Source organism: Micromonospora humidisoli, from assembly GCF_016900955.1.
GTDB classification, from domain to species: domain Bacteria; phylum Actinomycetota; class Actinomycetes; order Mycobacteriales; family Micromonosporaceae; genus Micromonospora; species Micromonospora wenchangensis.
Map to the genome: position 1 here is coordinate 45,128 of NZ_JAFEUO010000011.1, position 24,756 is coordinate 69,883.

Sequence of the window (24,756 nt, forward strand, 5' to 3'; positions counted from 1 at the left end):
CCGGTCACGGCGCGTGCGGGACGGCGGCGAACTCGACGAGGTCGAGGCGGCCGTGGGTGGCCACGTAGCGGGTGAGTGAGGTGTTGGCGACCGGGGTGGTGGCGAGGATCGCGTCGAGGTCGGCGAACGACAGCCCCTCCAGGACGTGCCGGGCGGCGACGACCACGGCGTCGTGGGCCACCAGCCACACCCGGCGGCCGGCGTGCCGGCGGTGCAGATCGGCCAGGGTGGCGCGGACGCGGGCGGCGACGTCGTCGAACGTCTCGCCGCCGGGTGGCCGGTAGGCGTAGGGGCCGTCGGTGGCGAGCCGGGCCGCCTCGGCGGGGAACCGCTCGGCGATCATGAGCGGGGTCAGGAGTTCCAGCTCGCCCATGAGCCGGTCGACCAGCCGCCCGTCGAGGTCGACCGGGGTGACGCCGAGGGTGGCCGTGGTGTCCGCCACCCGGGCCCAGGTCTGCCGGGCCCGCCGGTACGGGGAGCAGACCACGTGGTCGGGATGCCGGTCGGCGGGCTGTGCGGCGAGCCAGCGGCCGAGCCTGGTGGCCTGTCGCCGGCCCGACGGCGACAGCGGGATGTCGGCGTCGCGCCCGGTGAGCCCGTGGGTGGCGACGCCCCGCGCGTGGGCCTCGGCGAACGCGACGTTGGCGACGCTCTGCCCGTGCCGGACGATGGTCAACTCCGCGACGGTGTCCATGGTTCCACTGTGCGGCAGCGGCCGGCGCGGGGCGACGCCCGGCGACGCGGGCCGGGACGCGGGGTGACGCGGCGCTGTCGGGCCGGGGGCGGGGGGCGGCACACGGCGGCTCGCCAGCCCCGACGCCCCGACCGGACACGTTTCCGAAAGTTTTCCGAAAGTCGTTGACGCGTTCGAAATGCCGCTGCAATACTCCGATTCACAGCGACATCCACGCATCTCGATTGATTCCCGCGCCCCAGGTATCACCGCCCTCAGGAGGACCTGCGCATGATCCCCAGTACCGGTGGCCCCGGCCGCCCGTCCCGTTCCCGAGCCGCCCGCCTGACCGTCCGGTTGGCGGTGCTCGCCACCACCGTGGCGCTGGGTGCCGTCGGCGTCGCGGTCTCCGCCACCCCGTCCAGCGCCGCCGCCTGCAACGGCTACGTCGGCCTCACCTTCGACGACGGGCCGACCGGCAGCACCAACGCGCTGCTGAACGTGCTGCGCGCCAACAACGTCCGGGCGACCATGTTCAACGTCGGGCAGAACGTGCAGGGCAACCCGTCCGCCGCCCGGGCCCAGGTCGACGCCGGCATGTGGATCGGCAACCACAGCTGGAACCACGCGCACATGACCTCGATGGGTCAGAGCCAGATGCAGTCCGACCTCTCCCAGACCAACTCGGCGATCCAGTCGGCGACCGGCGTACGGCCGCAGTTGTTCCGCCCGCCCTACGGCGAGACCAACTCGACCCTCCAGTCGGTCGCCTCGTCGCTCGGCATGCGCCAGGTGATCTGGGACGTCGACTCCCAGGACTGGAACGGCGCGAGCGTCAGCCAGATCGTCTCCAACGCCGGCCGGCTCCAGAACGGCCAGGTGATCCTGATGCACGACGGCATCCAGAACACCCGCGACGCGATTGGGCAGATCATGGCCAACCTGAACAGCCGTGGCCTGTGCCCGGGCATGATCTCGCCGAGCACCGGCCGGGCGGTGGCCCCGGACGGCACCCCGCCGACCAATCCCCCGACCACCCCGCCCACCGGCACGCCGACCACCCCGCCGGCCGGTGGGACGTGCACCGCGACGGCGACGTACCCGAACGTGTGGGGCGACCGGTACAACACCTCGGTGACGGTCCAGGGCGGCAGCAACTGGACGGTGGTGGTGGCGCTGACCGCACCGCAGAAGGTCAACACCACCTGGAACGGCACGCCCAGCTGGGACAGCTCCGGTTACGTGATGACGATGCGCTCCAACGGCAGCGGCAACACCTTCGGCTTCACCACGATGATGAACGGCAACAGCAGCGCCAGGCCGCAGATCCGGTCCTGCACCGCGAGCTGATCACTGCTGGCCGCCACGGCCGGCCGGGCCACCGCAGGTCCGTCCTCCCGGACCGGGCCCTCCCCGATGCGTCCCCGCATCCGGGGAGGGCTCCCCGCGTGGCCGGCCCCGGACCCGCGCATCACGGACACCTCGACGACCGGGCGTCGGGACCGATCGGACATCGAACCCACCTGATCGTCCGCAAAGGAGTAAATGGCCTCGTCAGGGTCAGCCGCCCATGCGATCCTTCCTCTGCGGACGCCTGTCAGGTCGACCGTCGTCGTCACGGGGAGGACCGGCATGCGTGCCCTCGCACGCGCCACTCGGCGCTTGTTGTCAACAGCCACGGCCCTCGCGGTCGGTTGCGGGTCGGTGCTCGGCGCGAGCGCCGCCCCGGCCGCCGCGGATGTCGGCGGGCCGACCGCACTGATCACCGCCGGCCAGGCGTGCGCCCCGCAGGCACCGGGGCCCTACCTGAGCCCGGAGCGCCTCAACGACGCCCACGCCGTCACGCTCCAGGGCTCCTGGACCGGTGCGCCCCAGAGCGCCGATCCGCAGGCCGACTTCCAGGTGTGGGACGTCACCAGGCCCGAGGAGCCGCAGCAGTGGCGCGACGGGGTCGACAGGCGCAACAACCGGGTCTACATCCAGCTTGAGGACCCTGCCCGCCAACTCGACGGCGTCACGTACGCGTGGCGGGTCCGCGTCCTCGACGGCGCGACCACGTCACCGTGGAGCGACACCTGCCACTTCACGATCGACCGCAGCGGCGGTCCGGCGGCGGTGGTCGCCTCGACCAGGTACCCGTCCGGAGACTGGGAGGACGCCAGCGGCGCGGTCGGTACGGCCGGGGAGTTCACCTTCACCTCGGCCTCCACCGACACCGTGGACTACCGCTACCTGTTCTACTCCGGGGAGACCGGTGGCGACGACGACTACTCGACGGTGCCGGCGACGGGCCTCGGCGGCCCGGCGACGGTCTCCTGGACGCCGAAGGGCGCCGGCCACCACTCGGTGACCGTGTACGCCGTCGACCGCGCCGGCAACTGGTCCGACCGGACGGTGTACGAGTTCTGGGTACGGGAGACCCGGCCGTCCGTCTTCTCCAGCGCGTATCCGGACTGGGGCACCAACCTGGACTACGGTGTCGGCGTACCCGGAGCATTCGAGTTCACCGCCAACGTCCAGGGCACGGCGTCGTTCGCCTGGCGTATCGACGCCGGCGGCCCCTCCGGCACGGTCGCGGCCGACGCCGCAGGCAGGGCCGTCGCGATGGTCGCCCCGACCCGGGCCGGCCGCCAGACGCTGTACGTGCGCAGCGTCACCGGCGACGGCACGACGCACCCGGAGCGGGCCTACACGTTCGTCGTCGACAACGCGCCCAGGGTGACCGGTGACGTCGACCGGAGCGTCGTCGTCGGATCGTCACTCCGGTTCCACCTGGCCCCGCGGATGCCCGACGTCGGGTCCTACCTCTACTGGCGTCGCGACCACAGCGGCAACGAGCCCGACCAGAAGACCGTCCTGCCGGCGGGTGCGGACGGCACCGCTGACCTGACCTGGACCGCCACCAACGAGAACATGGACACCCAGGCGCTGCTGGTACAGAGCCGCAGCGCCGACGGCACCCTGTCGGAGCCCCGGTACGTCTCCGTCTCCGTCCAGGACGGCCATCCGTACGTGACCCGCAGCGGCGGCGATGTGCTGGGTTCGACGGCCAGCTTCACGGCACGCACCGAGATGGCGAACGCCACGGAGTACGAGGTTCTCCTCAACGGCGACCCCGCCACCCGTCAGGTGCTCCCGGCCGAAGCCGACGGCACTGTCGCATTCCGGTACACGCTCACCAGGCGCGGCTACACCTACGTCACCGTGGTCGCCCGGAACGCTGCCGGTGTGCGGACGGGCGAGGGTGGCACCTCCTGGTCGGTCACCGACTCGCCGGTGGTCGTCTCCACCGACTTCCCCTCGTCGGGCTCCGGCAGGATCGCGCCGGGCACCTTCACCTTCACGCCCCGACAGCCCGGCGCGGTGAAGTACGTGTACCAGGTCGGCGGCACCGAGAACACCGTCACGGCGGCGGCGGACGGCACGGCGACGATCACCTGGACGCCGCCGGACTCCGGTTACCACACACTCTACGTGCGGAGCCGGACCGCGGACGGTGTCGACTCGTTGCAGTCCCTCTACTCCTTCTACGTGGCACCCGACCCACTCACCGTGACGTCGGTGTCGCCGTCCTCGGTCGCCACCGGCGGCGTGCGGACGATCACCCTCACCGGCACCGGCTTCCAGCAGGAGGACCGGGTCACGGTCACCCCGACGGGCGGCGCGGCGCTGACCGCGTCGGTGCGGAGCGTGTCCCCCGACCACCGGACCCTCACCGCCGAGGTGGACCTGACGTCCGCCGTCGCGGGCAGGGCGTCCGTCTCGGTGCGGCCCAACGACTGGAGTGACGCGGTGTCGCTCGCCGACGCGTTCACGATCACCGGTGCACCGGCCATCCGGCCGGTGACCGCGCCGGCCGTCATCGGCCTGGTGGCGGTGGGGGCGACGGTCCGCGCCTCGACCGGGCAGTGGAGTCCGGCCGCCACGGCGTACACCTATCAGTGGGCGGCCGACGGCACCCCGATCGGCGGGGCGACCGGGGCCACCTATCGGGTCCCGGCGTCCCGGCTGGGCGAGCGGCTGACCGTGACGGTCACCGCGACCAGGCCCGGCTACTCGCCGACGCCGGCGACGTCGAAGGCCACCGGGCCGGTCACCGAGGGTGCGGTGCGCGGGCCGCGGTAGAGCCGACCACCACCGACGCGGTGGCCGAAACTATCGGTTCACACAATCGAAACTACCGGTTGAACAACCCGGAGTTGTGTGTCAGCCTAATAGGCATCGATCAATGTGAACGTTAACGGGATCTCGCCTGTCCCGACGACCCCCGCCCGGTAACCGCGTCGTCGCCACCGTCCGCCGCCGATCAGGCAGCCCGAGCCGACCCACCTCCGGTCGGACGACACCGGGCGGGCGGACCCGGCACAGGACCAGGCCCGCCGTCATCCACCACCACCCACCACCAGGAGGTACCGACAGTGCGAGGACACGCACCGCACTCCCCGCCCCCGGCGCAGCCCCGACCCGCCCGGGTCTCCCCCCGCCGGCGGGGAAGGCTCGTCACGCTCGCCGCCGCCGGGATCGCCGCCGCCGTTGTCGGGTTGTTCACCATGACGGTGACGACCGGGACCGCATCGGCCGCCGACAACCCGTACCAGCGGGGCCCCGACCCCACCCGGAGCAGCGTCGCGTCGGTGAACGGCCCGTTCGCCAACACCTCGGTCGCCGTCCCGACCGGGTACGGCTTCAACGGCGGCCGGATCTACTACCCGACCGACACCAGCCAGGGCACCTTCGGCGCGATCGCCATCTCGCCCGGCTACACCGCGCTGTTCTCCGTCGAGCTGGCCTGGATGGGGCCGTGGCTGGCCTCGCACGGCTTCGTGGTGATCGGCATCGAGACCAACAGCCGTAACGACTTCGACACCGCCCGGGGCACCCAGTTGCTCGCCGCGCTGGACTACCTGGTGCAGCAGAGCCCGGTCCGGGACCGGATCGACCCCAACCGGCTGGCCGTCTCCGGTCACTCGATGGGTGGCGGCGGGGCGCTCAGCGCGGCCATCCGTCGTCCGGCGTTGAAGGCGGCGGTCGGCATCGCGCCGTACTCGCCGTCGTCGAACCTGGCCAACGACCGGGTGCCCACGATGGTCTTCGCCGGCCAGGCCGACACGGTGGTCACCCCGTCCTACGCCACCGGCCTCTACAACAGCCTGCCGGCCACCACCGAGAGCGCCTACCTGGAGGTCGCGGGAGCCGACCACGGGTTCATGGTCGGCCGCTCCAACCCGGTGCTGATCCGGACCATGCTGCCGTTCCTCAAGATGTTCGTCGACAACGACGCCCGGTACAGTCAGTTCCTCTGCCCGCTGGCGGACAACAACGGCGTGGTCAGCTACCGCAGCACCTGCCCGCTGCTGCCGACGACGCCGACCACCCCGCCGCCGACGCCGTCGGACACCCCACCCCCGACCCCGTCCCAGACGCCGACCAGCAACCCGCCCGGTGCGGCCAGCCTGATCGTCGGCGCACAGTCCAACAGGTGCCTCGACGTGCCCAACGCCTCCCACGCCAACGGCACCCGGGTGCAGTTGTGGGACTGCAACCGGCAGGCCAACCAGGCGTGGACGTACACCTCTGGCAGACAACTGCGGGTGTACGGCGACATGTGCCTGGACGCGGCCGGCTCCGGCAACGGCGCGGCGGTCCAGATCTACGGCTGCCACAGCCAGACCAACCAGCAGTGGAACGTGAATGCCAACGGCACCATCAGCAGCGTGCAGTCCGGGCGGTGCCTGGACGTCTGGAGCACCGCCAACGGGGCGCAGGTCCAGCTGTACGACTGTCACGGTCAGACCAACCAGCGGTTCACCCTGACGCCCCTGACCTGACGCTGCGCCCGACCGGCACGCGGGCCGGGCCGGTGTCTCCCGTACGCCGGGAGGCACCGGCCCGGGCCCGGTGACGTACGCCGGGCAGGTGACTTCTGTTCGGATCGGCCGTTCGCTGCGCTAATCGACGTTGGCGGGACAAGCCGTGTCCGGTTTGCGAGGCTTATCGGGTGCGGAGGGATGATCCCGCGCCACACCCGACAGCCGGGGGTCGGCGTCTGGTGGCCCGTGATCCCGGGGCCATCGGCGATGTGAGCTGGGTCGAGCTCTTCGTCGATCTGCTCTTCGTGTTCGCGTTCCTGGCCGTCACCACGCTGATGGCCGAGCATTTCAGCCCGCTCGGGTTGGTCCAGGGCGTGCTCGTGATGCTCCTTCTCTGGCACTGCTGGACCCCGTGTGTCTGGCTCGGCAACGTGGTGCACCTCGACCGGGGGATCATGCCCCCGATCATGCTCGGCATCGCCGCCGCCCTGCTGGCGATCGGGGTCGCGATACCCGAGGGGTTCACCGACCGGGCCGGCGGGCTGCCCGGCCCCATGGTGCTGATCTGCGGATATCTGCTGATCCGGGCGACCGCCATGGTCGTCCTCACGTTCGTCAGCCGCCGGGGTGAGGGCGGACGGCCGTCGGTGGTCGCCGCCTGGTTGATCTTCATCGCCGGTGGGCTGGTGCTGCTCGCCTCCTACCTGGTGCCGCCGCTGCTGCCGGCGATCGTCGACGCCGCCCTGGTGCAGGCTGTGCTGTTCGCGGGCGCTCTCGTGACCGACTCGCTCATCCTCGTGGTGGCCAGCAAGGGTGGCTGGCGGGTCGTCTCGCCGTGGCACTTCGCCGAACGGCACGCCCTGATCGTGCTCATCGCGCTCGGCGAGACGATCATCTCGATCGGTGCCAGCGAGGGGCTCGGGGTGGACCGCCCGGTGACCGCCCAACTCGCCATCGGGGCGGTGCTGGGCATCAGCGTGGTCTTCGGACTGTGGTGGAGCTACTTCGACCTGGCCAAGTTGATCATTGAACGGGCCCTGCGGGCCAGCTCCGGGCGGGAGCGCGCCCGGGTCGGCCGGGACGTCTACAGCGGGTTTCACCTGCCCATGATCGGCGGGTTGATCTTCTTCGCGCTGGGCCTGAAGTACCTCAACACGCACGCCACCCCGAAGAGCACCAGGCCGTGGCCGTCGGCCGGCGTCGCCACCCTGTACGGCGGTGTGCTGCTCTATCTGGGCGCGCTCGTCGCGGTGGAGTGGCGGGCGGTCCGGCTGCTGGGTCGGGGTCCGCTGGTGGGGGTGGCGCTGCTGACGGCGCTACTGACGGTGGTCGGACGGCTGACCGCGGTGCAGGCGCTGGTGGTGCTCGTCGCCGCCGTCTGCACGATGCTGGTGCTGGACAACACCCTCTTCCGGCGCAAGCACCGGCAACTCCACGAGTCGGTCGAGGCGGAGAGCCTCCACGTCGGGACGGTCGACCCCCGGGAACTCTTCGTCGACCTCGTGTTCGTGTACGCCTTCATCGAGGTCACCGCCGTGATGAACCGGTTTCCCACCCTGCTCGGCCTGGCCCAGGGCATGATCCTGCTGGCGCTGCTGTGGTGGGCCTGGACGTCGTACACCTGGCTCGCCAACGCCGTGCGGCACGACAGCACGTTGGTGCGGCTGTGCACGGCGGGCATCATGACGGCGGTGCTGCTGATCGGGCTGGCGATCCCGCAGGCCTTCGTCCCCCTGCCCGGCAGCCTCCCCGGCCCGCTGCTGGTCGTCGGATGCTACATCGGCATCCAGCTCATGCAGGGGTTGATCTTCCGGCAGCTCGTCCGGGAGAACGCCGACCTGCGGGGCACCCGGACCCGGTTCGTCGCCATGACCGCCACCATCGCCATCCTGCTGGTGATCGCCGTCATCGAGGTGATCGCCCCCGACGCGGTCGCCCGGCACCCCGCCATCACGCTGCTCTGGGTGGCAGCGCTGCTCGTGCAGTACGGCGCCGGGTACTGGGCCGGTGGGCGGTTGTGGCGGATCAGGCTGGTCCGGCACTGGGCCGACCGGCACGCCCTGGTCATCCTGATCGCCGTCGGCGAGGCGGTCCTCTCCGTCGGCATCTCCATCAACAACGTGCCGATCTCCGCTCCCACGCTCGTCGTCGTCGTCGCGTCGGTGGTGGCCCTCGGCACGATCTGGTGGAGCTACTTCACCGGGATCGACGCGGCCCGGATCGCCCTCGGGGCCTACGAGGGGGACCGTCGGGTCCGCGCCGCGCGCGACGCGTACACCTACCTGCACCTGCCGATGATGGCCGGGATCGTCCTGGTCGCCTACGGCCTGCACCAGACCCTGGCCGCGTCCCAGGAACGGCACAGCGCCCTGCTGGGCCACTACATGCTGTTCTTCGGGGTGGCGCTGTACCTGTTCGGCAACCAGATGTTCTGGCTGCGGATCTTCCGGACGGTCAGCCCCCACCGGCTCATCGGCGCGGGGGTGGTCACCGTCCTCGCGCCGGTGACCGTCGCGCTGCCGGCCGTCGTCTCACTGGTGCTGCTGACCGTCCTCGGCGTCGTCTTCGCCGTCGTCGAGGCGGTGCAGGAGGGCGACCCACGGACCCGGCGGCCCGCCCGGACGTGATCCGGGCGGGCCGCCGGTGCCGGGCTCAGCCGGCGGTGCAGGGACCGCCGTTGAGCATGAAGCTGGTCGGCGGCGCGTTGCTGGCGTTCCAGCTGCCCTGGATGCCGAAGCTGACCGAGCCGTTCGCCGGGACGACGCGGTTCCAGTCGACGTTGCGGGCCGTCACCGTGGCCCCGCTCTGGCTGGTCGTCGCGTTCCACGCGGAGGTGATCCGCTGGTCGCCCCGGAAGCCGAAGGTGAGCGTCCAGCCGTCCACCGGCGTGGTCGCGGTGTTCTGGACCGTCACGACGGTGACGAACCCGCCCTGCCACTCGGACTGGTTCTGGTAGGTCACCCGGCAGGTGGGTGGTGGCGGCATCGGCGTCGTCGGCGGGGTGGGCGTGGTCGGCGCGTAGACCGTGTTGGAGGCGATCGAGACGTTGCCGGCCGCGTCCCGGGCCCGCACGTAGAACTGGTACCGCAGCGGCGTCGACGGCGGTGGGGGCGGCGGGAGCGCGATCGTGTGCGTCGTCGTCGGCACCGTGGCGACCAGGAACGAGGTGAACCAGCCGTCGAAGCGGTAGACGTTGTAGCCGCTCACCCCGACGTCGTCGGTCGACGGCGACCAGGAGAGCGTGGCGGTCGAGTCGGTCACGTCCCCGATGGTCAGGTTCTGCGGCGCGCTCGGCGGGGTGATGTCCGGCCCGGTGTCGGTGACCGGGGTGACCACGGTGACCGGCTCCGACGCCAGCGAGCGGTGCCCGACGACGTCCCGGGCCGAGACCCGGAACGAGTACTGCCGGCCCGGGCTGATGTAGCTGGTGATCGTGGTGGTGGTGACGGTGCCGACGCTCGCCGACATGACGACGTCGTCGAACGGGCTGTAGTACGTGATGTCGTAGCCGGCGATGGCGCAGCAGCCGGGCGTCGCGGCCGTCCAGGTGAGGGTGACCGAATTCGTGCGGACCTGGCTGGCGGCGACGTTCGTGGGCACGCCCGGTGGGAAGGGCGAGGTGTTCGGCGTGCCCGGCGGCGTGGTGGGCGGCGCGCTCGGCGGCGGCGTGGCCGCTCCCGTCAGGGGCACCACGGCACCGGCCGGCGCGGGCGCGACCGCGGGGAGTGCACCGGCGGCCGGTGCGGGCAGCGCCGTGGTGCCGGCGATGGCGGCGGGCACGGCGATCGCCCCCGTGCCGAGCACGGCGATCGACGAGACGACGGTGGCGAGCAGGCCGGGCCGCACCCGGCGGCGCAACGCGGACGAACGGACCCCTGACATGCGTCCACCGTGCGGCAATAAATCGATGCTTGTCAACGGCTTGCATCATCCGGTGTGCGGTTACCGCCCACCGCGACCCGACCGTTCCGACCCCGGGCCGCGCGACCGGCCGTCCCGTGCCGACGGCTGGCGTCACCCGCCGACCCGGTGGCGTAGCGCACCGCCACGGACGCGTAGACGCACGGTGTTACCTTGAGGCCGTCCACTGACGACGGTTGGGGGTTGGCATGGCGGAGACCGCCGGGCGGGTGCTGCCGGTCTACCTGGTGGCGGACGAGTCCGTCTCCATGACGCCGGTGGTGGGTGAGCTGAACGCCGGGCTCCAGTCGCTGCACGACGCCCTGCTGCGCGAGCCCCTCGCGGCGGCCAAGGTCAGGTTCTCGATCATCGGCTTCTCCGAGGACGTGATCGTCCACTCGGCCCTGTCCGACCTGCGCAACGAAACGTCACTCCCGCAGCTGTCGGTGCGGGCCGGGACCGCCTACGGCGTCGCGTTCAGCCTGCTGATCGACCGGATCCCGGCCGACGTGCGGGCGCTCAAGCGGGAGGGCTTCGCGGTGCACCGGCCGGCGGTGTTCTTCCTCAGCGACGGGCAGCCCACCGACCCCGGCCAGTGGGAGCCGGTCTACGCCGAGTTGACCGACCGGGAGCGCACCCCGACCGCGCCGAACATCATCGCGTGTGGCATCGGCGAGGCCCGCGCCGAGACGATCCTGCACGTGGCGACCAGGCCGGAGTTCGCGTTCGTGGCCACGCCCGGGGTCGAGGTGGGGTTCGCGATCGCCGAGTTCTGCACCGCCCTGACCCGCAGCGTCATCAGGTCCGGGCAGGCCGTCGGGGGTGACACCGCAGAGCTGGTCGTGGAGCGGCCGGACAGCTTCCGGATGGCCGTGGACGTGGTGTGAGCTTCGACTGGACGCCGCCGCTGATCGGGGTGCCGGGGCCGGAGTCGCCGGCCCTCGCCCCGCAGACACAGCCGTACCGGCCGGACACCGTGGCCGACGGCTGGGCGGCTGCCGGTTTCGCGGTACGGGCGGCCTCCGTACGCGGGCCCGGCCACCGGGCGTCCGGGGTGCCCCGCCAGGATGACTTCGCGCTGGCCACGGCGGCCGGTTCGGTGATCGCGGTGGTGGCCGACGGGGTCTCCAACGCCCCGCTGTCCCACCTGGGCGCGACCATGGTGTGCCGGACGGTCGTCGACTACCTGCTGCGCGCCGACGACCCCGTCGACTGGCACGACCTGCTGCGCTGCGCCGGCTGGGCACTTGTCGAATACGCCGGGCGGCAACTGGGCGAGACCGATCCGCAGCGGGCCGAGACGCTGCTGGCCAGCACCGTGGTGGTCGCCCTGGTCCGGCCGGACGGCCCCGGACGGGCGCTCGCCCACCTGGTCCGGGTCGGCGACTCGGCCGCCTGGCGGCTGCGCGACGGCTGTTGGGAGCTGCTGTTCACCGACCCGGCCGACCCGCAGGACGAACTGCTCCCGGACGGCGTCGCCGCCCTGCCCCGGGTGCCCGCCGAGGTCGACCCGGTGACGGTGACGCTCACCGCGGACGACGTGCTGGTGCTGGCCACCGACGGCTTCGCCGAGCCGCTCGGGCACGGCACCGGGGAGCTGGGGCGGCTGTTCGGCGACGCGCTGACCACGCCGCCCGCGATGACCCGACTCGCCTGGATGCTCGACTTCACCGGCGGATCGTGGGACGACGACCGCACCGTGCTGGCCGTCTGGCCGGTGCCGCCCGAGCCGTCGTGACCGGCCCGCTGCCGCCCGAGGTGAGCCTGTCCGCCCTCGGCCCGCGTACCCGGATCGGCACCGGCGGCCAGGGCACCGTCTACGCCCTCACCGAGGACCCCCGGTGGGTCTACAAGGAGTACGCGACCCGGTTCGTCGACGACGTCGACGTCACCACGCTCAACCGCTTCGTCAGGCTCGCCGCCGCGGCCGGACCGGATGCGGAGACACTGCTCGGTCTCGCCGCCTGGCCCACCGCGATCGTCCGCAAGGAGGGCGTGGTCCGGGGGTTCCTGATGCCCCGGGTACCCGACCGGTTCCGGGTCCGCATCCAACTGCCGCGCGGGCCGGACACCGTCCTGGCCCAGGTGCAGTACCTGTTGAACAGCGACGACTACCTGCTCGACCGTGGGCTGCACATCGACGACCGGACGCGCCTGGAACTGCTGCGCGACACCGGCGAGGCGTTGACCCTGCTGCACCGGCTCGGCATCTGCGTCGGCGACCTGTCACCGAACAACCTGCTGTTCAGCCTCGACTCCCGGCCCCGGTGCTACTTCATCGACTGCGACGCGATGCGGCTGGACGGCGACTCGGTGCTGGCGCAGGCCGAGACCCCCGAGTGGCACGTGCCGGACGCGGACGCCGAGGAACTGGCCACCCCCGCCACCGACGCGTACAAGTTCGGGCTCCTCGCGGTGCGCCTGTTCGCCGGTGACCAGCAGACCCGGGACCCGCAGGCGGCCCGGACCCGGCTCGACCGGCAACTGGTCACCCTCGCCGCCCGGAGCCTGGACCCCGCCCCGCACCTGCGGCCCGCACCGCAGCAGTGGTCGGACGCCCTGGAGCGGAGCATCCGCCGCACCCCGCCGACGGCACCGCCGCAACGGGCCGCTGCTGCCCCGACCGGTCCGGAGCCGACCCGCCCGGACGCCGTCCGCGCCGACCCGGTACGCCGCGTCGTCCCCGCCCCTGCGGTGGTCGGCCCCCGGCAGGCCGGCCGGGGTTGGGCTCTGCTCGGCGCGGCGCTGGCCGCAGTCGCGGTGGTGGCCGGCCTGCTCAGCGCCAACGACGACACCTCGAACCCGCCCTACCGGGCCGGGTCGGGCCTGCCGACGGGACTGGTGCGGCAGCCGTCCTACCCCCCGCTGCCGACGGGGATCCCGGGTCTGACCCGGCCCACCGGCGGCCCGGCGGGGGTGACCGGATATCCCGGCCTGCCCATGCCGACCCGGTTCGACCTGGAAAGGATCCTTCCGCTGACCCGGCCCTGCATCCTCAGCGAGGTCAAGGTGGGACCCGGTCTGAACCGGACGTCCGCCAGGATGAAGTCCTCGGTCGCCGCCGTCCGTGGCTTCCTGTGCGGGATCAACATCGACTCACCAGGCCTGGAGGACCGGAGCCGGACCCAGTTCACCCGGGCCGCCACCCTGACGAAGAACGGCCCGTTCCCCGTGGCGACGATCATCGGCATCCGCACCGCGACCGACGGCAACCCTCAGGTCAACGTGGTGTTCGACCCGGAGGGTGTCGGCTCGTCGTCCGGCTGCTGGCGCTCCCGGCTGTCGCTCGTCACCGACGACGACGGGTACGGTGTCGGCTCGCTCTCCGCGCCCGTCCGGTCGTACTGCCCGTGACCGCTGGCACCCTTGTGCAGCAGGTCGTTGACGGCGGCAGCGGTCGACGGTGACAGCGGACGCCCCTGCTCGACCGGGAAACCCAGCTCGGCGACCAGGCCGCGGTGCCGCAGGTCGACTGTCGCCTCCACGATGTCGGCGAACAGGCCCGCCGCCGACCGGGCCCGCCACCAGGAGACGACACCGAGGACCACGCCGATCGCCGCCGCCGGCCACCACCACGGGGTCAGCGCGAGGTAGAGCACCGCCCAGCCGGCCGAGGCGACGGCCCGGTCGAGCCGGTCGCGCGCCTGCGTCACGTCGGTGCGCCCCTCGGGGGTGAGCAGCAGCCACAGTCGCGGCCAGATCAGGCCCAGACGGAGCCCGTACTGTGCGGCCACCCGGTCGTCGGCGAGCCGGATCCGGTCGCCGATCCAGGTGGGTCGGTCGGGCAGGTACACCGCCGGAACCACCCGTCCCCGGGCGGTCCACCGGCGCACGGCGGCGGCACGGCGGCGGGCGGTCAGCCCGGTCGCGAGCCGGCCGGCCGGCCCGGCCCAGGCACCCAGCCAGACGTGGCGGACGACCCTGCCGGCCGCCTGGGCGCAGCCGGCCGCCGCTACGGCGGCCACGACGACGAGCACCCCCACCACCAGCGCCAGGCCGACCCGCTCCCGCAGGTGGTCGACCGCGTCGGCTGCGGCGAGCGCCGCCCCGGGTACGTCGAAGACGGCATGACGCCCCGGCAGCACGGCGAAGGCGGCCACCGCGAGCCACAGCAGGGCCGGCCCGAGCGCCCGGGTCAGCCAACGGTCGTTGATCCGCCGCCCGACCTCGCCCAGCAGCACCTCGATCATGGCTCGGGCCGGTATGTCATCGCCGTGTCGGCCAGCGCGCAGTGCGGCACCCGGCCCCGGTCGTCCCGGTGGGCCCGGCGCGAGCAGCGGTGCAGCGGGCAGCGGTAGTCGCCGTCGAGCACCACCGGCGCGAGACCCTCCAGCCGGGCGCCCTCGGCGTGGTCCGACGGGCCGACGCTGCGCTCGGGCTCGGTCTCGGTCTCGGCCATCCAACCGAGCTGCCGGCAGACCTCCACCACCGGCCTGCCGGCGGCCAGTTCGTCGAGCAGGTCGTCGAGCAGGTCGCTCCACGCCCCCGCCTCCGCCCGCTCGCGCAGGGTCGGCACGGCGGCGCACAACGAGGCCAGCAGGCGGCGTTGCTCCATGTACGACACTCCCGTCGGTTGACGCCCGAGCCGCCGTCGAATCTACTGAATCCGTGCCATCGTCCGGGCGGTCCATCGATGCGGTGGACCCGCTCGTCGTCGCGTACAACGACAGTGGCGACGAGTCGCTGCTGGTCCGGGCCGAGGACCTGGCGCGGGACCTGCTCGCCGCGGACCCGTCCCGGGTGGACGTGCTCGCCGCGCTCTCCACCGTGCTGATGCTGCGGGGCCGCACCTCGGACCCGAAGCAGCTCGACGCCGCCGTGGCCGCCGCCGGGAAGGCGACGGCGCTGACCCCGCCCGACGATCCGTGGTGGCCGTACGTCAACGCCCAGCTCGCCATGGTGGTCGGGTTCCGTTTCGAACAGCGGCGTGAGGTGTCGGACCTGTCCACGGCGAAACGGCACGCGGACGTCGCGGTGGCCGCCGTCGACGAGGACGACCCGATCCGGATCGACGTGCTGATCCGCTGCGTGAACGTGTACCGGCTCAGTTTCGAGCGGTTCGGCCAGCTGGCGGACATCGACACGGCCGTACGCCTCAGCCGGGAGGTCCACCGCTCGACCGACCCGGACCACGTACTCACCGCCCACCAGTTGCTGGCGCTCTGCCTGGTCATGCGGTTCGCCCGGACCGGCAGCCCGGATGACATCGACGAGGCGATCGCGCACTGCCGCCGCGGTCTGGCCGGCATGCCCACGCGGCACATCGACCGGGCCGCCCTCAACGGCGTGCTGGTGATCGCGCTGGTGCAACGCTGGGTGAGCCTGGACGGCGACGACGACACCGACCTGCACGAGGCGGTCCGGGTCAGCCGGCAGGTCGTCGCCGACCTGCCGAGCATCGGCACGATCCGCGCGCAACTGCTGGCCACCCACGGCGCGCTGCTGGTCATGCACGGCCTGAGCAGCAACTCGTCGGCGCACCTGGACGAGGCGATCCGCAGCGCCCGGGAGGCCGTCGACGCGCCGACGGCCGGCACCCAACGGGCCGGACACCTGGTCAGCCTGGCCCACTCGCTGCTGATCCGGGCCCGGATGAGCAGCGACCCGGCCGGGGTCAGCGACGCCGTCGACACCGGCATGGCCGCCCTGGCCGGATTCTCGCCAGGCCACCCGGACCGGGCACGGGCCCTCAACGTACTCGGCACGGCTCTGCGGATCCGCTACCTGATCGATCACGACCCGGCCGACCTCGACGCCGCCGTCGGGATGTGGCGGTCGTCGTCGGCCTCCCGGGCGGGTGCCGTCGAGATCCGGATGACCGCGGCCCGCACCTGGGCGCAGACCGCCGCCGAAGCCGGTGACGCGGAGCTGGCCCTGGAGGCGTACGGGACCGCCGTGGGGCTGCTTCCGCTGCTCGCCTGGCGGGGCCTGGACCGTACCGTGCAGGAGAAACGACTGGCCGCGGCATCCGGCCTGGCCGGCGATGCGGCGGCCTGGGCGCTCGCCGCCGGGCAGCCGCACCGCGCGGTGGAACTGCTGGAGCAGGGCCGGCAGGTGCTGTGGTCGCAGGCCCTGCAGACCCGCAGCGACCTGTCCGCGCTGGCCGCGGTCGCACCCGCGCTCGCCGACGAACTCGACCGGACGCGCCGGGAACTGGACGGCACCGGGGCGTCCCCGGTCGTCGAGCTGCCGACCCGTCCCGGCTGGGAGCTGGGCCGCGACCTGCTGACCAGCGCGCTGGGTGGCCCGCACCGGGCCGGGACCGAGGACGCCGGTCACCGCCGCCGGCTGGCGGAACGGTGGGAGCAGCTCGCGGCCGAGGCCCGCCGGCAGCCGGGCTTCGCGAACTTCCTGCACCCGCCGTCGTTCGCCGCCCTCCAACCGGCCACCGCCGGCGGGGCGGCGGTGCTGGTCAACACCTCGCGCTGGCGCAGCGACGCGATCATCGTCAGCACCGACGGGGTACGCGCCGTACCGCTGCCGTGGCTGTCCCACGACACCGCCCAGCGTCGGGCTGCGGCGTTCCTGGAGGTGCAGCGGGCGGTGGAGGCGGGCGGTGGGCCGGCCGAACGGGCCGCGCTGCACCAGACGCTGGTGTCCCTGCAACGGTGGCTCTGGGACACCGTCGGGGAGTCCGTCTGCGCGGCCCTCGACGACATCCTCGGCGGCGGGCCGGACCGGCGGCACCGGGTGTGGTGGTGCCCGACCGGGCCGCTGACGATGCTGCCGTTGCACGCCGCCGGCCGGTTCGGCGCGAGCGCCCCGCTCGCCGCGCGACGCCGGATCTCGGTGGCCGCCCGCTGCGTGTCGTCCTACACCCCGAGCCTGTCCGCGCTGCTGCGCGCCCGCACCACCCCGGCCCCGGACGGGGCACCGCAGGCGTTCGCGGTGGGGTTGGGCACCCTGCCCGGCCAGGCGCCGCTGCCGGCGGTCAGCGACGAACTGCGCGCGGTCAGCTCGCACGTGCCCGGCCTGCGGGTGCTCTCCGGCCGCAGCGCCACCGTCGAGGGCGTGCTGACCGCGCTCGAACAGCACAGTTGGGCGCACTTCGCCTGCCACGGGGACCAGGACTTCAAGCGGCCCAGCGCCGCCGCCCTGCGCCTGGTCGACGGCAGGCTCAGCGTCCTGGACCTGGCCGGCCGTCTCGCCACCCGCAGCCAGTCGGCCGGCGGGTGCGACCTCGCCTACCTGTCCGCCTGCCGCACCGCGGCCGGTGGCCGGGACCTACCCGACGAGGGCATCCACCTCACCGCGGCGTTGCAGATGGCCGGCTTCCGGCACGTCATCGGCAGCCAGTGGGCGGTCGCCGACCGGGTGGCGGCCCAGGTCGCCGACGACGTCTACGCCGGCCTGCGGGCGGGCGACCGCCTGGACGCCGACGGTGCGGCCGTCGCACTGGACCGGGCCATCGACCGGGTACGACGCGCGCACCCGGACCGGCCTGAGGTGTGGGCGGCGCTGATCCACACCGGCCCGTAGCACCTCGGACCGGCCGTTGCGCTCCACGAGCCGCCGCAACCCGTACGCACCCGCACCGGGCAGCGCACCTACAGCGCTGCCGACGTGGCCGGGTGAAGATCATCCATGAGTTGCTGACACTCGGGCCGGCCGTCGACGACATCGCCACGCTCAGCGACCACCTTCACCTGCTCGACGGTGACACTGCGCCGGGCAGTTCGTCCGGCCGGGGCTCCCAGTCGCGGTGCGGTAGCGACGCCACCCGCCAGGCGACGATCGCGAAGACGTACAGGCCCGGCCCGACCAGCCACAGCAGGGCGTCCCGCCGACGGTAGGAGACACGCGGCGCGAGCCACGCCGTGGCCGCCGCCGGGACCGGCACGAACCCGAGATCAGCCAACAGCCCCGGCCCTGCCCACCGCTCGATCAGCTCGCGCAACACGAAAGCTGGCACGGTAACCCCCGCGACCAGTGACGCCGCGATCAGCACCCGCGGCAACCTGCCTCGCGCCGGGCCGGAGAGGGGTTGACGGACGACCACGGCCCGACGATACGACACGGCACCCACAACGCCCGGTGGACTGAAACGGGCCGCCGCGACGGTCTACTCCGGTGGGGCGTACGGGGGTGCACTGCTCCGCCTGCGGCCGGCTGACGCCGACGCCGGCCAGGGACATCCGAGGTGGGGCGTTGCTCCGGGTCACCAGTGGATTGCTACCGGCTGTCACGATGGGACTCCCCGATTCGAGGAGTAGTGGATGCAGCCGGATGTCCCCACCCACGACCTGACCATTCCCGAGGCCGTGCACAGCCTGCGTCAGCAGATCCTGCAGGCGGTGGAGTGGGCGGACGACGAGGACCTGACCTTCTCGGTCAATTCGATCGAGGTCGAGCTCCAGCTGACGGTGACCCGGACGCTGAAGGGGAAGGCCGAGGCGGGCCTCTGGAAGGTCGTGACCGTTGGCGGCGGGGTCGACCACGCCCGCGCGGCCACCCACCGGGTGCTCCTCAACCTGAAGCCGCAGTACCGCGACGGGAGGCGGGTGGCCATCAACGACCAGGACGACTGACGGGCCACGGTCGGATCGGCCAGCGCGCCGCCCCAGCGGCCGGCCTGCGGACAGGCCGACCGGCCGACCGGTTCAGGCTGAGGAACGCCGACCGAAGGTGATGAGCCGACGGAAGGCCGGATCCTCCTCGATCGGCTCTCCCACCACCTCCCGCAGGTCCGGGTCGTGGCTGGATGACCGCAGTTCGATCATGTCAGAGGCCAGGTGTTCATAGACGCAGAACGCCGTACCCGGTGGAAGCCGCCGGACCGACTGACGCCGTACGCCACCGGTCATCGGCTCGTCGAGAAGGACGTCCCGGACCAGTTGCGCGGTCCGGGCGTCCCGGTTGCCCGGCAGGATCAGCAACGCCGAGTGGTTGTTGGCGATGCTCTGCGCCCGGTGACCGCCGTAGAGGGCCTCCATCTGGGCCAGATCGTGGAAGACCGTGACCAACTGGATGTCGGTCCCGGCGGCGGTCGTGGCGATGGTGTCCAGATCCTCGATCCGGGCGATGTTGCCCGCCTCGTCCAGCAGGAGCAGCAGCGGCAGGAGCCGCTCCCCGAGTGCCTGCCGTCGGTACGCCTCGGCGATCACCCGCCGGATCAGCGCGGTGAAGACCGGTGCGAGCAGTTCCTGCTCCTCGGGAGGCGCGCAGAGGTAGAGGGTGTTCGCCTCACCGTTGAAGAAGTCCGACACGTCGAAGCCGGAGCGGGAGTTCTCCTGCACCCGCGGTGAGTCGTACGCCGCCAACAGCGAGGTCGCGGTGGCGTAGACCCCGGAGAGGGTGATGTCGGCCAGGGCCCGGATACCGGCGAAGGCCGCGGCGGCCTGCCCACCGTCGGGGTCCCGCTGCTGGAGTACCCGCAGCCGCGCCCGCACCTCGGCGTTCTCGCTGGACTTGAGCCACCGGCTTACCGCCGCCATCGACTGGCCGGTCCCCCCGGCGGCGTAGAGCAGCGCCTGCAGCAACTGCGTGGCGGAGGTGTACCAGAACTGGCTGTCCCGCAGGCCGCTGTCGCCGCCGAGCCGGGCCGACTCGGTCAACGACTTGGCCGTGACGATCGCCCCCTCCCAGGTACGGCAGTCGTCCAGCGGGTTCCACGAGGTGACCGCCGAGCCGTGGACGAGCCGACCGCCGGGCTCGAAGACCGACACGGTGCCCCGCTGCTGGCGCTGCCGGAACGTCGCGCTGAGCACGTCGGTCCGGACCGAGGTGACCAGGGCCGGCCCGTCCCACTCCAGCAGGGTGGGGATCACGATGCCGGTGGTCTTCCGGCTCCGCTGCGGCCCCATGGCCAGCACCGGCCGGAACCGGACGGCGCGGATCGGTTGGCCTCGCCAGCGGCCGAGCACCACCCGGTGCCGGGTGGGCTCCGGCTCCTCCGGGGAGGGTTCGGGAGTGAGCAGCTCGGCCAGGGTGGCGGTGGAGAAGGCACCGGTGGGGTGGGCGTCGGCCGGCGGGGCGGCGTACCCGGGATAGGCCGGCCCCGGCAGCGGCCGGGAGGTCGGGGGCGAGGAACGTTCGTCCACGCTGATCCGCTCCAGGCACTCCTGGAGCCGCTCCCGCATGTAGTCGATGTCCTCCAGGTCTCCCGGGATCGGCGTGACCACCTCGTACTGGGCTAGCGCCTCCCGTAGCAGAGCCGCCGCCGGCCGCATCTCGTTCGACTCCCAGTGCAGGGCGGCCCGGATCACCAGGGCGCTGGCGAGCACCCGCCGGGCACGGTCACCCGGGGCCGTGCGCAGGTACCGGCGGGCGATCTCGATCGCCTTTCCCCCCGCCGTCGCGGCCTCCGACTGCCGTCCCACCGCGGCGGCGGAGACCATCTCGATGATCCGGGCACCGAGGGCCAGCGGAAACAGGTTCACCTCTTCGTCGAGGAGCTGCTCGTAGAGGAGCGCCGCCTCCCGGGCGGTCTCCCGGCTCTCCTCGTCGGCGTCGATCCCGGATTCGATCAGCGACTTCAGCACCAGTAGTTGCGCCGTCATGGGTTGGGCGCCGGGCAGGTCGACCCGCCGGGCCTGTTCGATCACCGACGTGAGCATCTCGATCGCCCGGGGCGCGCGGTCGGCCGCCGCCAGGGCCCGGGCCTGGGCCTGGGCGGCCATGACCCGCAGGCTGAAATACAACCGGGGCCGCCTGGTGTACATCTCGTCGACCTGGTCGGCGACGAGGAGTGCCTCCTTGACCGCCCGGTCCCTGGCGGCCGGATCGGACTCACCGATCTCCAGCAGGACCTCCACCTGAATGATCCGGCTGAGCGCCAGATGGAACTCGTAGACCGCCGGAGCCTCGGCGTGCAGCTGGCTGAGCCTGGTGCGGGCCTCGCGGGCGTACTCCAGCGCGGCGGGCCGATCCACCGGGAGCAGTACGGAGACCGCACCGAGCCGGACCAGCGCCTGGGCCTGCCGGGTGGTGTCCGCCGTCGCCGGGGTGATCGCGTCGGCCTGGGTGACCGCATCGCCGACCAGGTGCAGCGCCTCGGAGGTCTCCCCGGTCGCCGCCCGGAGTATGGCCAGGAAGATCATCGTGTTGGCCAGCTCCGCCTCCGTCGGTTCGTCCGCCTCCTTCAGCAGGTTGACCGCGCGCACCGTCGCGCCGATCGCCGACTCCAGCTCACCGCTGGCCATCAACACCAGGGCCTGCGTGATCAGCACCCGACCCCCGTCGACAGGCGGCAGCTCCGCGACGTCGCGCACCGCATCCTCGGCTGTGCTGAGCGCCTTCACCCGGTCGAAGGCGCTCAGATGGGCGAACGCGAGGTTCCGTCGCGCCTCGGCGAGGGGCCGCCGGTAGCGGTCGGGGTCGTCCTCGGCGGCGCGGCGGGCGACCTCCACCGCCTCCCGGGCGGCCTGTACGGCGGCGGCGGCGTTGCCCGCCCCCAGCCGGATCAGCGAGTTGGAGCTGAGGATGGTGCTCAGTTGGGGGTGGCCGGTCATCGTCGGAAACTTGGCGAAGTATCCCAACGCCTGGTTCGACGGCCCTATCGCCACGTCCGGCAAACCCATGGCCAGGTACGCCACGCTGCTCTCCTGCCAGAGCTGGGCGGCCCGCTCCAGGTCGCCCCGGTCGCGCCAATGCCCGGCGGCCTGCTCGTAGACGGCCGCCGCCAGCGGCTGGAGCCGGGTCTGCGTCGGGAACGTGACCTCGGCCGCCTCCGCCGCGGCGCCCGGGACCTCGATCAGGGCCAGCGCGGCGGCGAGCCGGGCGGGGAGCAGGTAGGCGTCGGAGGCGACCGGGTCGTCGCCCGCGGTGACCGCGCCGGTGGCCTGGCCGACCAGCTCCGGCAGGTGGTGCTGGAGGATCCCGGTGAGGGTCTCGGTGGCCGCCGCGCGGACCCGCCCGTACGTCGAACCGCACATCCGCAGCAGGGACTCCAGCATCCGGGACCGGGCCCCCGCCCCCGCCACCTCGGCGAAGAGCCGCTGCGCGCCCGAGGGGAGGAGCCGGGCCGCGATCAGGTGTTCGCCGAGCAGGTCCGGTTCGACGGCCGGCAGGTACCGTCGGCCCGGGTAGAGGTCGTGCAGGGTGTCGGCCACCCGGGCGGCGGCGCTCTGGTCCAGGTCGATCCCGGTCAACACGGTCCGGGCCTCGTCCCGGGTCTCCGCACCGGCGAAGGTGGCCACGGCGAACAGGTCCCGGCGCTGGTCGTGACCAAGATCGTGCCGACGCAACGCGGGGGCCCAGAATCCGCTGTCCTCGCGGTTGATCAGCCGGTCCAGCAGTTCCCCGGCCGTCCGCTCGACGCCGGGCGGCCCGGCCGGGGACCGGTCGTCGGGGCCGGGTTCGGGGTCCGGGCCGAGGGTGTCCAGCAGCGCCCTGGCGTGCACCAGCAGCGGAGTGGGAAAGGCGGCCAGCTCTCCCGCCAGTTCCTCCCCGGTCGGGACCGGCGGTTCGGCCACCGGAGCCGGGTGTTCCTCCCGCCGCAGCTCGTGGAAGGCCCGGTGCGCGGCGAGATAGTGGGCGTACCGGTCCGCCGCGGTGAAGTCCTCCCGGCGCAGGCGGATGTCCTCGGCGGGGGTACCGCCGGTCATGCCGAAGGCGGCGTCCAGCCGGCTGCGGAACACCTCGGCGGAGCGGGCCAGGACGAGGATCCGTACCGGGGCGGCGACCTCGGTGGTCATACAGCGTTCCACCACATCGGCAACCAGGTCGGCCTGGTGGTCGACGTAGTCGAGCACCAGCAGGACCGGCCGGGCCAGTTCGGACAGCCGGTTGGCGGGGACCGTCTGGTGCACGGTGGCCAACCCGGCGACCCAGCCTTCCGCCATCGCCTCGGCACAGAGCTGGCTGGCCAGCCGGCTCTTGCCGATGCCGCCTGGTCCGGAGAGGACGGCGAAGCTGATCAGTGGGTTCTCCGCCCGTCGCCAGCGGCGCAACGTCTCCAGTTCCGTCTCGCGGCCGAGGAAGGGGACGACGGCGTACCGGGTCTGCAGCGGGGCGGCGATCGAGCCGCGCAGGTTCTCCCGGATGCGTGGGCCGAACCACTGGGAAGGTGGCCGGAGCCGGACCGCGAGGTCGGGGCCGAGCGCGAAGTCGACCAGGTTGCTCAGCCGGCGGCAACCACTGCCGAACCAGGAGTCCGGCAGAGCCGGGCCGAGGTCGCGGTCCTGAAGTAGCCAGGTGACCGGAACCGCCTCCAGCCGGCGGCTGCCGTAGTCCGGCCGGTCGTGGGTGACCACGCCGAGGAGCAGGTTGTCCAGGGTGAGCACGGCCGCCCCGGACTGTCCCGACCAGTTCGAGCGCCCCTGCTCCGGCAGCGGTACGGCGGTGGTGAGATTGAGCGGCAGCCGGTCGGCGCGGCCGGAGACCCAGTCGGTGTAGCCGCGGGCCACCTCGATCCCGCGCACCTCGCCCTCGCGTTGCGACCGGGGAAAGCCGGGGGCCCGGAACGGCAGGGGATGGTCGACGTCGAGTTCACCGATCGGCAGTTCCCCGTCGGCCGGGTCGGCGTCGACGAGCCGGAGCAGCGCCACCTCCAGCTCCGGCCGGGCCGGGAGGATCACCTCCGCGGTGGCGATCTCCTCGCCGTCGCCTGGCGTCGCCGCCTCCTGGCCGACTGCCTCCGTCCCGGCTGCCGGTGCCTGGCCGCCGGTCCGCCCGGCCCGGCGGACGGTGATCCGCTCCGGCCGGTCCCGCCAGTCGCGGACGACGTGCGCGGAGGTGAGGACCAGCCCCGGCGCGACCAGATAGCCGGAGCCCCGGCTGGGAGGTTGCCCGGCGCAGTTGACTTCCACGGTCCGACGGTCGTCAGTCACTGTCCTTGTCCTCCGTCGGCTCGACGAGCAGTGGGGTGTAGCCGGCCGCGCTCCGGGTCCAGCGCAGACCCCGAAGGTCGGAGAAGGTGAGGGTGAGCTCCGACAGGAGCGGTCCCGGCCCGGTCGGGGAGATCTCGAAGGTCCACTCCTGGCGGATCTGCGGCGCGAGCTGTATACCTCGGGACGACTGCGCCTCGCCCTCCGCCGGGGCGTATCGGACCTCCACGTTGTAGATGTAGTCGACGCTCAAGTTCTCGGCCCGGACCACGACCGCGCCCGGCTGGCCGGTGTCGGCGTTGCCCTCGAAGAGACCGGTGAGTTCGAAGCCGATCCGCCGGGCCTGGCCGAGCAGTCGGTCCTCCTGCATCCCCCGCTGGTACTCCTCCACCGCGCGGGCCGTCTCGGTGAGGGCCTGCGCCGTCTCCCGCAGGAGGCCGAGTGTCGCGCGGACGGAACGGACCACCCTTCGGCTGACTCCCCAGATCCAGCTGAGCACGAGCAGAACCAGGACCAGGGCCCAGGCGCGCAGCACCAATTCCCAGAACCGTGCCATCACCGCACCATCCATATCGGAATCGGACCGCGTCCTCCGTTGACGGGGAAC

15 protein-coding genes are annotated in these 24,756 nt (G+C 72.8%); 9 read left to right on the forward strand and 6 right to left on the reverse strand.

Translation table 11 applies throughout. The features are described 5' to 3' along the window. Nucleotides 1–4: 4 nt before the first annotated feature. A complete protein-coding gene (locus tag JQN84_RS29290) occupies nt 5–694 on the reverse strand; it encodes a histidine phosphatase family protein (RefSeq protein WP_204961824.1) in 690 nt (229 codons plus the stop codon). Between the two features lie 270 nt (nt 695–964). Between JQN84_RS29290 and JQN84_RS29295 the strand changes: the two genes are divergently transcribed. The 4 genes from JQN84_RS29295 (at nt 965) to JQN84_RS29310 (ending at nt 9,110) form a co-directional block, all read left to right on the forward strand. Next, entirely contained in the window at nt 965–2,023 is a 1,059-nt protein-coding gene (locus tag JQN84_RS29295; protein ID WP_204961825.1) for a polysaccharide deacetylase family protein, read from the forward strand. A gap of 315 nt (nt 2,024–2,338) precedes the next feature. Then, entirely contained in the window at nt 2,339–4,798 is a 2,460-nt protein-coding gene (locus tag JQN84_RS29300) for an IPT/TIG domain-containing protein (RefSeq protein ID WP_204961826.1), read from the forward strand. A gap of 293 nt (nt 4,799–5,091) precedes the next feature. Beyond that, complete coding sequence (locus JQN84_RS29305; protein WP_204961827.1) at nt 5,092–6,501, forward strand: poly(ethylene terephthalate) hydrolase family protein; 1,410 nt, start codon at nt 5,092–5,094, stop codon at nt 6,499–6,501. A 251-nt stretch (nt 6,502–6,752) separates the two neighbouring features. Further along, entirely contained in the window at nt 6,753–9,110 is a 2,358-nt protein-coding gene (locus JQN84_RS29310) for a low temperature requirement protein A (RefSeq protein WP_204961828.1), read from the forward strand. Between the two features lie 25 nt (nt 9,111–9,135). On the opposite strand, the gene JQN84_RS29315 is transcribed toward JQN84_RS29310, so the two are convergent. Then, nucleotides 9,136–10,365 carry a cellulose binding domain-containing protein gene (locus tag JQN84_RS29315; RefSeq protein WP_204961829.1) on the reverse strand — a complete coding sequence of 410 codons (1,230 nt, stop codon included), beginning with the start codon at nt 10,363–10,365 and terminating at the stop codon, nt 9,136–9,138. A gap of 227 nt (nt 10,366–10,592) precedes the next feature. Here JQN84_RS29315 and JQN84_RS29320 point away from each other — a divergent pair, with 227 nt between their 5' ends. Genes JQN84_RS29320 through JQN84_RS29330 form a run of 3 tightly spaced genes read left to right on the forward strand, consistent with a single transcriptional unit; the run spans nt 10,593 to nt 13,737 of the window. Further along, nucleotides 10,593–11,270, forward strand: a complete 678-nt coding sequence (locus tag JQN84_RS29320) for a vWA domain-containing protein (RefSeq protein WP_145922261.1) — start codon at nt 10,593–10,595, stop codon at nt 11,268–11,270. Then, nucleotides 11,267–12,121, forward strand: coding sequence for a protein phosphatase 2C domain-containing protein (locus tag JQN84_RS29325; RefSeq protein WP_204961830.1), 855 nt, complete (start codon nt 11,267–11,269; stop codon nt 12,119–12,121). The genes JQN84_RS29320 and JQN84_RS29325 overlap by 4 nt, the downstream gene beginning before the upstream one ends. Then, on the forward strand, nt 12,118–13,737 hold the full coding sequence (locus tag JQN84_RS29330; RefSeq protein WP_204961831.1) for a protein kinase family protein: 1,620 nt from the start codon (nt 12,118–12,120) through the stop codon (nt 13,735–13,737). The genes JQN84_RS29325 and JQN84_RS29330 overlap by 4 nt, the downstream gene beginning before the upstream one ends. A gap of 832 nt (nt 13,738–14,569) precedes the next feature. Here JQN84_RS29330 and JQN84_RS29335 read toward each other — a convergent pair. Then, complete coding sequence (locus tag JQN84_RS29335) at nt 14,570–14,938, reverse strand: hypothetical protein (RefSeq protein ID WP_204961832.1); 369 nt, start codon at nt 14,936–14,938, stop codon at nt 14,570–14,572. A gap of 83 nt (nt 14,939–15,021) precedes the next feature. Between JQN84_RS29335 and JQN84_RS32460 the strand changes: the two genes are divergently transcribed. Next, entirely contained in the window at nt 15,022–17,862 is a 2,841-nt protein-coding gene (locus JQN84_RS32460; RefSeq protein ID WP_204961833.1) for a CHAT domain-containing protein, read from the forward strand. 163 nt (nt 17,863–18,025) lie between these two features. Here the strand turns inward: JQN84_RS32460 and JQN84_RS29345 are convergent, their stop codons facing one another. Then, the gene (locus JQN84_RS29345) at nt 18,026–18,283 is read right to left on the reverse strand and encodes a hypothetical protein (protein ID WP_204961834.1); all 258 of its coding nucleotides are present in this window, start codon (nt 18,281–18,283) and stop codon (nt 18,026–18,028) included. 316 nt (nt 18,284–18,599) lie between these two features. Between JQN84_RS29345 and JQN84_RS29350 the strand changes: the two genes are divergently transcribed. Beyond that, nucleotides 18,600–18,911 carry a trypco2 family protein gene (locus tag JQN84_RS29350; protein ID WP_204961835.1) on the forward strand — a complete coding sequence of 104 codons (312 nt, stop codon included), beginning with the start codon at nt 18,600–18,602 and terminating at the stop codon, nt 18,909–18,911. 72 nt (nt 18,912–18,983) lie between these two features. On the opposite strand, the gene JQN84_RS32465 is transcribed toward JQN84_RS29350, so the two are convergent. Both JQN84_RS32465 and JQN84_RS29360 read right to left on the reverse strand, forming a co-directional pair. Continuing rightward, complete coding sequence (locus tag JQN84_RS32465; RefSeq protein ID WP_204961836.1) at nt 18,984–24,152, reverse strand: type IV secretory system conjugative DNA transfer family protein; 5,169 nt, start codon at nt 24,150–24,152, stop codon at nt 18,984–18,986. After that, a complete protein-coding gene (locus JQN84_RS29360; RefSeq protein ID WP_204961837.1) occupies nt 24,145–24,705 on the reverse strand; it encodes a hypothetical protein in 561 nt (186 codons plus the stop codon). Before JQN84_RS29360 ends, JQN84_RS32465 begins: the two co-directional genes overlap by 8 nt. Nucleotides 24,706–24,756 lie beyond the last annotated feature (51 nt).

Coding starts and splice junctions, on each gene's coding strand:
- JQN84_RS29315 (WP_204961829.1), bottom strand. CDS start 10,365: ATGTCAGGGGTCCGTTCGTCCGCGTTGCGCCGCCGGGTGCGGCCCGGC.
- JQN84_RS29335 (WP_204961832.1), bottom strand. CDS start 14,938: ATGGAGCAACGCCGCCTGCTGGCCTCGTTGTGCGCCGCCGTGCCGACC.
- JQN84_RS29360 (WP_204961837.1), bottom strand. CDS start 24,705: ATGGCACGGTTCTGGGAATTGGTGCTGCGCGCCTGGGCCCTGGTCCTG.
- JQN84_RS29290 (WP_204961824.1), bottom strand. CDS start 694: ATGGACACCGTCGCGGAGTTGACCATCGTCCGGCACGGGCAGAGCGTC.
- JQN84_RS29295 (WP_204961825.1), top strand. CDS start 965: ATGATCCCCAGTACCGGTGGCCCCGGCCGCCCGTCCCGTTCCCGAGCC.
- JQN84_RS29320 (WP_145922261.1), top strand. CDS start 10,593: ATGGCGGAGACCGCCGGGCGGGTGCTGCCGGTCTACCTGGTGGCGGAC.
- JQN84_RS29350 (WP_204961835.1), top strand. CDS start 18,600: ATGCAGCCGGATGTCCCCACCCACGACCTGACCATTCCCGAGGCCGTG.